Annotated in this window: 7 protein-coding genes; 4 read left to right on the top strand and 3 right to left on the bottom strand. The window is 67.1% G+C overall.

Features of this window, described 5'->3' with window-relative positions; translation table 11 throughout:
* Positions 1–106 precede the first annotated feature (106 nt).
* On the top strand, positions 107–1048 hold the full coding sequence (locus M4D77_RS23040; protein ID WP_259937576.1) for an SDR family oxidoreductase: 942 nt from the start codon (positions 107–109) through the stop codon (positions 1046–1048).
* A 132-nt stretch (positions 1049–1180) separates the two neighbouring features.
* Here M4D77_RS23040 and M4D77_RS23045 read toward each other — a convergent pair whose 3' ends face one another.
* Positions 1181–1324, bottom strand: a complete 144-nt coding sequence (locus M4D77_RS23045; RefSeq protein ID WP_205334347.1) for a hypothetical protein — start codon at positions 1322–1324, stop codon at positions 1181–1183.
* 202 nt (positions 1325–1526) lie between these two features.
* On the opposite strand from M4D77_RS23045, the gene M4D77_RS23050 reads away from it, so the two are divergent.
* Positions 1527–2300, top strand: coding sequence for a DUF6319 family protein (locus tag M4D77_RS23050; protein WP_259937577.1), 774 nt, complete (start codon positions 1527–1529; stop codon positions 2298–2300).
* Positions 2301–2478: 178 nt separating this feature from the next.
* Here M4D77_RS23050 and rsgA read toward each other — a convergent pair whose 3' ends face one another.
* Both rsgA and M4D77_RS23060 read right to left on the bottom strand, forming a co-directional pair.
* Positions 2479–3564: a ribosome small subunit-dependent GTPase A gene (rsgA, locus tag M4D77_RS23055; RefSeq protein ID WP_259937579.1), complete on the bottom strand. Its 1086-nt coding sequence runs from the start codon at positions 3562–3564 to the stop codon at positions 2479–2481.
* Between the two features lie 257 nt (positions 3565–3821).
* Entirely contained in the window at positions 3822–6305 is a 2484-nt protein-coding gene (locus tag M4D77_RS23060; protein WP_259937581.1) for a LuxR C-terminal-related transcriptional regulator, read from the bottom strand.
* 188 nt (positions 6306–6493) lie between these two features.
* Here M4D77_RS23060 and M4D77_RS23065 point away from each other — a divergent pair, with 188 nt between their 5' ends.
* Positions 6494–7312 carry a class I SAM-dependent methyltransferase gene (locus tag M4D77_RS23065; protein ID WP_068970861.1) on the top strand — a complete coding sequence of 273 codons (819 nt, stop codon included), beginning with the start codon at positions 6494–6496 and terminating at the stop codon, positions 7310–7312.
* Positions 7309–7820 (top strand): hypothetical protein (locus M4D77_RS23070; RefSeq protein ID WP_259937585.1); only part of this gene is annotated, 512 nt, incomplete at its 3' end. The genes M4D77_RS23065 and M4D77_RS23070, both read left to right, overlap by 4 nt.

The following is a 7820-nucleotide window of genomic DNA, read 5'->3' on the forward strand; positions in this document are numbered from 1 at the left end:
TTGCGCGCCCGGAACCGCGGAGCCACGGATCGACAGGCCGTGGATAACGGTGCGGACCGACACAAGACTGGAAGCGAGAACATTCCGAGTCCGTCAGGACCTCCGCATGACACGAAACAGCAGATACACCCTGTCCATCCCCGATCTCACGGGCCGTCGAGCGGTCGTGACCGGCGCGAGTGACGGCATCGGGTGGGAGATCGCGAATGCACTCGCCGGCGCCGGTGCGGAAGTGGTCGTGCCGGTGCGTGATCCGAACAAGGGGGCGAGGGCGGTCGAGCGCATTCGCGATCGTCACCCCGCCGCCACACTCACGATGGAGGACGTCGACCTGTCATCGATGGCATCGGTCGAGGCGCTTGCCGGCAGGCTCCGGGCGGACGGCACACCGAGCGACATCCTGATCAACAACGCCGGGATCATGACTCCGCCGAAACGCCTGACCACAGGCGATGGATTCGAGGTCCAGTTCGGCACCAACCACCTCGGACACTTCGCCCTGACCGTCGCGGTGCTTCCGCTGCTCCGGTCCGGGAAGGCACGGGTGGTCTCGCAGACGAGCATCGCGGCAAAACGAGGCTCGATCAATTGGGATGATCTGAACTGGAAGCGCCACTACGACGCAATGAAGGCCTACCGCCAGTCCAAGATCGCGTGCGCGCTGTTCGGACTCGAACTCGGACGCCGAAGCCGCGCTGCCGGTTGGGATGTGACGAGCGTGATCTCACATCCGGGAGTCGCCCCGACCAGCCTTCTCGCAGCTCGTCCTGAGGTCGGCAGGACCGCCCCGACGAGCGGCCGGCGCGTGATCGAGTGGATGTCGCGGCACGGCGTCGGTGTGGGCACCGTCGAAACCGCTGCCCTCCCAGCCCTGATGGCGGCGACGCAGCCGGAGACGCCCGATGATGCGTTCTTCGGACCACAGTGGCCCGGTGACGCCGGCGGGCCACCCGGATTACGGCAACCCTGGCAACCGTTCCGTGATCACGAAGCAGCATCGCGTCTGTGGGCGGTGTCTGAACAGCTCACCCGGGTGACAGCGGGCTGAAGACGGGCCTCCTGGCGCCGATGTGCGATCGTCAAGTGGTGTGTGCCACCTGCGGACCGAAGTCGACGCAGGTGACACACCGGCAATGAGCACTTGTGGTGCTTTCCACTCGAAGTCTGAGGGACGGCAGGTTCAGGGGAAGAGCGTCAGGAATGTCGCTGCCGAGGTCGCGCACAGCAGCGCCGCGATCGTGACGCCTGCATACGCGTGATCGGCAATCGGGGTCTCGCGTGTCGCGACCGACGATGTGCGTGTCGGGGTGCTGGCCTCTGTCACAAGTTGTCCCTCCGAAGACCCGTTACCTTCCCCGAGAACGTTAGGGCCGCGAACGTTCCGCAGAGACCCGGCGGCGACGTTCGAGGCCACACCGATGCGAAGGGTCACGAAACGATAACGGTCACAGCTACTAGGTTTGAACTGCGCAAACGGCGAAGCACCAATGGCGCGACGCAGGGATGGATAACGTTGATTCGCACGCATGTGCGACAATGGCGCGGTGAGTTCACAGACGAGGGCCGGCTTGAGTCCCGACGACCTGGAGTCGCTGTCCGCAGCACTCGCGGCCGGTAAGCGAGCCACGGTCTATCTGCGCGATGCGATGCCATCGCTGAACCTGGAGGCCGGCGCCTCGGCGCGAGTCGTGTCGATCGACGGTTCGACAGTGACGGTGAGCCCGAGGGGCGTCGACGACCAGTTGCCCTTCGAAGCCGACGAACTGCGCCGTAGCCGACCGGCAGCCGTCGCCTCCACCGCGACGACGGCGGCCCGGAGACGCACCCCCGAGCCGACGCCCCCGAGGCCACAACCGACGTCCTCATCGAAAACAGTTGACGAGGAATCGACTTCCGCACGCCCGTCCCGAAAGGCGCGTCCTGCGACGGATGCCCCGCCGAGGGCGGCGGAGTCGGCGCCGGCGCCGGCGACGACCAGTCCGTCGCGAAAGGCCAAGGCGCCGACCGCACCGACCACGGTCACCATCACCGCGGCGGGGGAGAGCACGTGGACACTGTCGGTTGCGGTCGGAACCAGAAAGCTGGCGAAACCCGTCGAGATCACCGCCGACCGGGTGGCCCGGGCGATGCGGGAGCTCGATGACGAGACCGCGATCGCCGCGGTCGACGCCGTCATCGAATCGGCCAGAACGGCCGCGCAACGCCGCATCGACGAACTCAGTCAGGAACTCGAAGCCGCGCGGGCCGCGCTGGCCAACCTCGACGGGTCCGTCGACGACCAGCGCGGCCTCGCTCGCTGAGGAGCGACCGGAGCTTGCGGAGGGCGACACACCCTTGCTCCCTGAGGAGCGCCCGGAGCTTGTGGAGGGCGACCCACCCTTGCTCCCTGAGGAGCGCCCGGAGCTTGCGGAGGGCGACCCACCCTTGCTCCCTGAGGAGCGCCCGGAGCTTGCGGAGGGCGCGTCACGAAGGGCCCCGTCAGGCCTGCCGGTCCCGGAACCGGTACATCGCGCGAATGTCTCGCGTGATCGCTTTGTCCCGCTTGCTCCGCTTGCTCGCCTGTCGGGCGTCGCCCCGAGCGGCCGACCACTCACTCTCCCTCAGCAGCTTGCGATAGCGTTCCAGACGGCCGGCGTCGAGGCGGCCGTCCCGGATCGCCTCCTGCACGGCACATCTCGGCTCACTGCGGTGTTCGCAATCGCGAAACGCGCACTCACGACTTAACTCCTCGATGTCGGCGAACGTACGGCCGGCCGCCTCGGCGACATCCTGTACCCCGATCCCACGCAGACCAGGTGTGTCGATGAGTACCTTGCCTCCCGGCAGGAGCAGCAGCTCGCGGTGCGCCGTCGTGTGCCGGCCCTTTCCGTCGGCCGCCCGAATCTCGCTGGCCGCCATCTGTTCACGACCGAGCAAAGCGTTGGCCAGGCTCGACTTGCCGGCGCCGGACGAGCCCAGCAGGACGGCGGTGCCGGTCATGGTGGACTCGAGGAGATCAACGCCTGCGCCGGTGATCGTGCTCGTCGTCACGATGTCGGCGCCCGGAGCGACCGCGGCGACCATCGCCTCACCCGGAAGAGGATCGTCAACCAGATCCGACTTGGTCAACGCGATGATCGGCCGGGTGCCGGCGTCGTAGGCCAACGTCAGCAGGCGTTCGATGCGACCGACATTCACCCTGTTCGCGACCGACACCGCGATGATCACCGTGTCGACGTTGGCGGCGAGTACCTGCCGTTCCGATGTCCGATCCGAACTCGCGCGCGCGATCGCCGTCCGGCGCGGCAACAGGTGCACGATCCGGGCCTGCCCGTCGTCTCGGCGCAGCACCACCCAATCGCCGGTGCACACGGACTGTTCGCGCTCCGCAGTGCGCCCGACACCGCGGATGGCGCGGACCGGACCTGATGCGGTGATGGTGTCGCACCCGCCGCGATCCACCCGCACGACGCGAGCTGGTAGCTCGTCGTCGGACGCGCGGTCGGTGTACAGGGTCGAGAAATGCTTGTCCCAGCCGAGAGCGGCGAGCTCGACGGGAAAAGACGAATTACTTGCAGAATTCACTGTTGGGGACTTTCGAGGAAAGCCCGCGACCCCAGGAGTCATCCGACTCGCAGCTCAGTCGGTTGTGCGAGAACGGTGTTCGAGGATCAGCAACGGGCTGGAGGAACAGGGATGGTTCGGATGCTGACGATGCCAGCGATCTCGACGGCAACCATCGACTCACCTCCAGGTCTCGTGCTGCCCCCACCGGACAGCGCGGCTCACGCTAACACCGCCGGGCGATGCCCACCACTTCTCTTTCGTTCCGCGGGTTCGCGCTACCGGAGCCCCAACTCGACGCCCTGCGCGAGCACCTCACGACGCGAGGTCATACCCAGCTTCGCCAGGACCGCGGACACGTGATGGTCCGCGGTTTTCGACGAGATGTACAGCCGCTTGGCGATCTCCGAATTCGATAGTCCCTCCGCCACCAGGCGGGCGACCTCGAGTTGCCTGTTCGTCAGGCCACCGGGGTTCACTCGTGTCGTGGGCCGAGGGCGCTGCGGGACGGTGGCGCAACCCCGTTCGCGCATCAACGCACGCGCACGATCGGCGGTACCCGCGGCGCCGAGTCCGTCGAGCATCGTCACACCACGGGCTGGGTCGTCGGAATCCAACCAGCACATCGCCGATGCGAACGGATCACCCGCGTCTGACCACCAACGCGCGGCATCGGCGTGCCGACAGTCGAGCGACAATCGGTACGGCGCCGCGATCGGCCCGGTCTGCGTCGACAACCCGAGCCTCGCACGCCAGACGGCGAGACTCCCTGAGCCCCACTCTGTTCCGTCATCGTCGAGGGTGTGCGCCGCGGTGACCCGGGCGTCCTCGGTCCCGGTCATCCAACTGATCTCCGCCAGGGCGGTCAGGACCGCGAGCCGTCGGAGGGGTTCATCGATCTGGTTGGCGAGGGTCCAGGCGTTCTCGATCTCGTCGATGTCGAACGACGCGCCGCATCGGAGCGGCACCAGCACGGTGACCAGGAGCGGCCACAGCGTGGCGATCGGCATCCCGTCGGCGTCGATGACCGCCCCGGCGTCCTCGAGGGCTCCGTTCCAGTGTCCGCGGGTCAGATGCAGGCGACTCCGCACCGCGGTCTGCCAGTGGCGACAGATCTGGATGTCGCGCTCCACCGTGAACGGGAGACCCGCGTCGAGGATCCGGTCGGCAGCCCGGTACCTTCCCTGTTCGACATCGAGACTGGCCACCTGTGAATAGACGGTTGATGCGAGTTCGTCGAAGCCGAGGGTGCGGGCGGTTTCCATGTGATCGAGAAGTCTTCTGCGAGAGTCGACTTCGCCGGTGGACAGCGCAGCCGAGTCCGAGACGACCTTGTTCCACAGCCGCAGTTCCTCGTCGGATGCCGACGCGGTGTCGGCCAGCAGGGACGCCGTTCCCGACACGTCGCCCCGCATGAACGCGAGAAACGCGCGGTGGATCTGCGCCTCGCTGTACACCGCCGACGCCCCCGTCCCGTTGGCGATCTCCGCTGCACGACCCAGGTGCGATTCCGCGCTCTGCCGATGCGCGCTGTAGTACTCGTAGACCCCGACGGCCACATGTGCCGTGGCCAACCCGGTGTCGTCACCCAGTTCGGTCCACAACGGGAAGGTCTCGTTCACACTGGCTATCGCATCGCGCAGTCGGCTGACCATGTACTGCTCGTTGGCCAGCGCCAACAACAGTTCGGCACGCTCGCGAGCCGGAGCATTGACTTGGTGCTGCTTGGCGATCTCGTAGTACGCGACGGCCTCGGTGTGCGCTCCGCCGCGGATGGCGTCCTCGGCTGCGGCGCAGGCATGACGGACGGCGCGGTCGGAGTCCCGGGCGGCGACGGCGTGGTGGGTCAACACCGACGGGTGCACGGTGCCCAGCTGCTCGAGTGCGTCCAGGAGCTGCGCGTGCAGATGGGCCACCCCACCCGGCGGAATCGTGGATTCGATTGCCCGACGGGCCAATTCGTGTCGGAAAAGAGTGCCGTCGGGCCCCCATTCCAGAAGTCCCGTGTCGGCGAGACGCTGCAGAGTGGGGTAACCGATCCGCAGGACCGGCAGCGCGGTATCCGACACCCGTTCCGGCGACGCCGCAATCAGTTGAAGGGCTTCGAAATCGGCCGCGCTGACCTTGGTCGTCCGCGCCAGGACCGCATCGCGCACCGACGACGGGATCGGCAGGCCGGGTTCGCGGGAGACCTCGGTCGCGAAGTAGGGGTTACCTCCGGTCGCGGCATGGACCCGCACGGGATCGAGACCCGTACCCTCGACCAATTCCGCGATCGCCTCGACACTGAGCGGCGGCAGCTCGATCCGGCACACGCCCTCGGCGAGCAGGGCACGCGCTGCCGCCTGGGGCTCGAGCTCTCGATGAGTCAGGAGCAGAACGAGCGGCATCGACTCGATGCGTCGACACAGGAACCTCAGTACATCGGTCGACGCGGCGTCGACCCAGTGCAGATCCTCGACCACGAGAAGCGTCGGTTCAGCCCCCAGATGAGCGAAAGCGGCTTCGCAGACGTCGGCGAGCATCATCGGTTGCACACCGATGCCCAGGTCTTTGACGGGACCCAGTGGACGTGGTGTGTCGAGTGGATCGCAGGCCACCCGCAGCACACGCACGTCCCGGGCGGTCGCACACACCTGCGCGATCAGCGTCGTCTTGCCTGCACCGCTCTCGCCGGCGATGGAGAATGCCGAACCCACCGGCAACCGGTCAAATGCCGCGCTGATCTGCGACAACTGCTCGGTTCTCTCCAACAATCGCACCGTCCGAGTGTAGGCCGCCCGTCGCTCGAATAGGTGGGTCTACCCATTCATGGGAAGGACGTTCGGCGAAAGATGGGAGGTCCTCACCGATGCCGTCCGTATGCCCGGTGACCGACTGTTGTGGTGCGCCGGTACCGACAACGGTCACCGACGGCCAGTCGTCCCACCACACAGAAATGGACAATCCGATGACGACATCTCTCTCACCAGACCTGGTATCGCTGCGGGAGAAGCAGCAGAAGGTCTGGCGCAGCGGCGATTACAACCGTATCGCCGCGCTGACCGTGCCGGTCAATGAAGCGACCGTGGTCGCGGCATCGGTCATCCCCGGCGAACGCGTCCTCGACGTCGCGACCGGCACCGGCCACTCCGCGCTCGCCGCTGCCCGCCAGGGTGGCGACGTCACCGCGATCGACTACGTGCCGGCACTACTCGACATCGCCCGGGGTCGGGCAGCCGCAGAACATCTCGACGTCGACTTCGTGGAAGCCCCGGCCGAGGTCCTGCCGTTCGGCAACGCCGCGTTCGACACCGGTATCTCGTCGATCGGCATCATGTTCGCCGCCGATCACGAGCAGGCCGCGCGCGAACTGACCCGAGTCGTCCGCCCGGCCGGAAAGATCGTGGTCACGAGTTGGACCGCAGACGGTTTCGTCGGTGGAATGCTCGCCGCGGTCGGCCGCCACGTGACGCCGCCGCCGGGCGCGCGTCCCGCCACCCGGTGGGGCGATCAGCAGTACGTCGCATCGCTGTTCGGCGATCGTGTGCACTCGGTCGATTCGCACACCGCCGTGCTGACCGTTCGGTTCGTCGACGCGGCCGCTTTCGCGGACCTGTTCCTCGGCTACTACGGTCCGACGTTCTCCGCGGCGTCGAAGCTCGACGAGGGCGGCAAGCACGCACTGCGTGCCGATCTGATCTCCCTCGCCGAGTCTCGGCAGCAACCGGTCCCCGGCGGGATCTCCATCGACTGGGAGTACCGCGTCGTCGAGGCGGTGCGGTCATGAGCGCGCCCCGGAGTCGTGGCAAGGTCATCGCTCGCCTCGGCGCGACACTGTCGATCGCCGCGGTCATCGGCGTCGCCGCGCCGCTTGCGACGACGGCTTCGGCAGCACCCGCGCGCACACCGGGCGCGACGCTGACGATCGTCGACCAGAACATCACCGGTGCCGGCAAGAACCGCATCATCATCCAGGGCCTGTATCCGATGACACGAGCGGACGCGGTCGGATTCGTCACCCACATCAACGATCGGGGTTGCGGTGGAATGCACTACATCGTGCTGGGCGACGACGGCCGGGAGCAGTACCTCTACGACCGCAACTTCCCGGGCACCTCGGTCGGGACCGAAGGGTTCCTCCGGGCTTCCGACCGCGGGCTCGAGTATCTCCGGGAGTTCGTCGTTCCGAGCTCGGTTCTCAACGAGGACCGGGACGGTGCTGACGAGGTGTTCACCCGGGTCCGATTCACCGACGGCGACTGCCGGGCACGGGTCCAGACCACCAACGTGGTCGT

This window comes from Gordonia sp. p3-SID1431, assembly GCF_025143765.1.
GTDB lineage: Bacteria > Actinomycetota > Actinomycetes > Mycobacteriales > Mycobacteriaceae > Gordonia > Gordonia hongkongensis.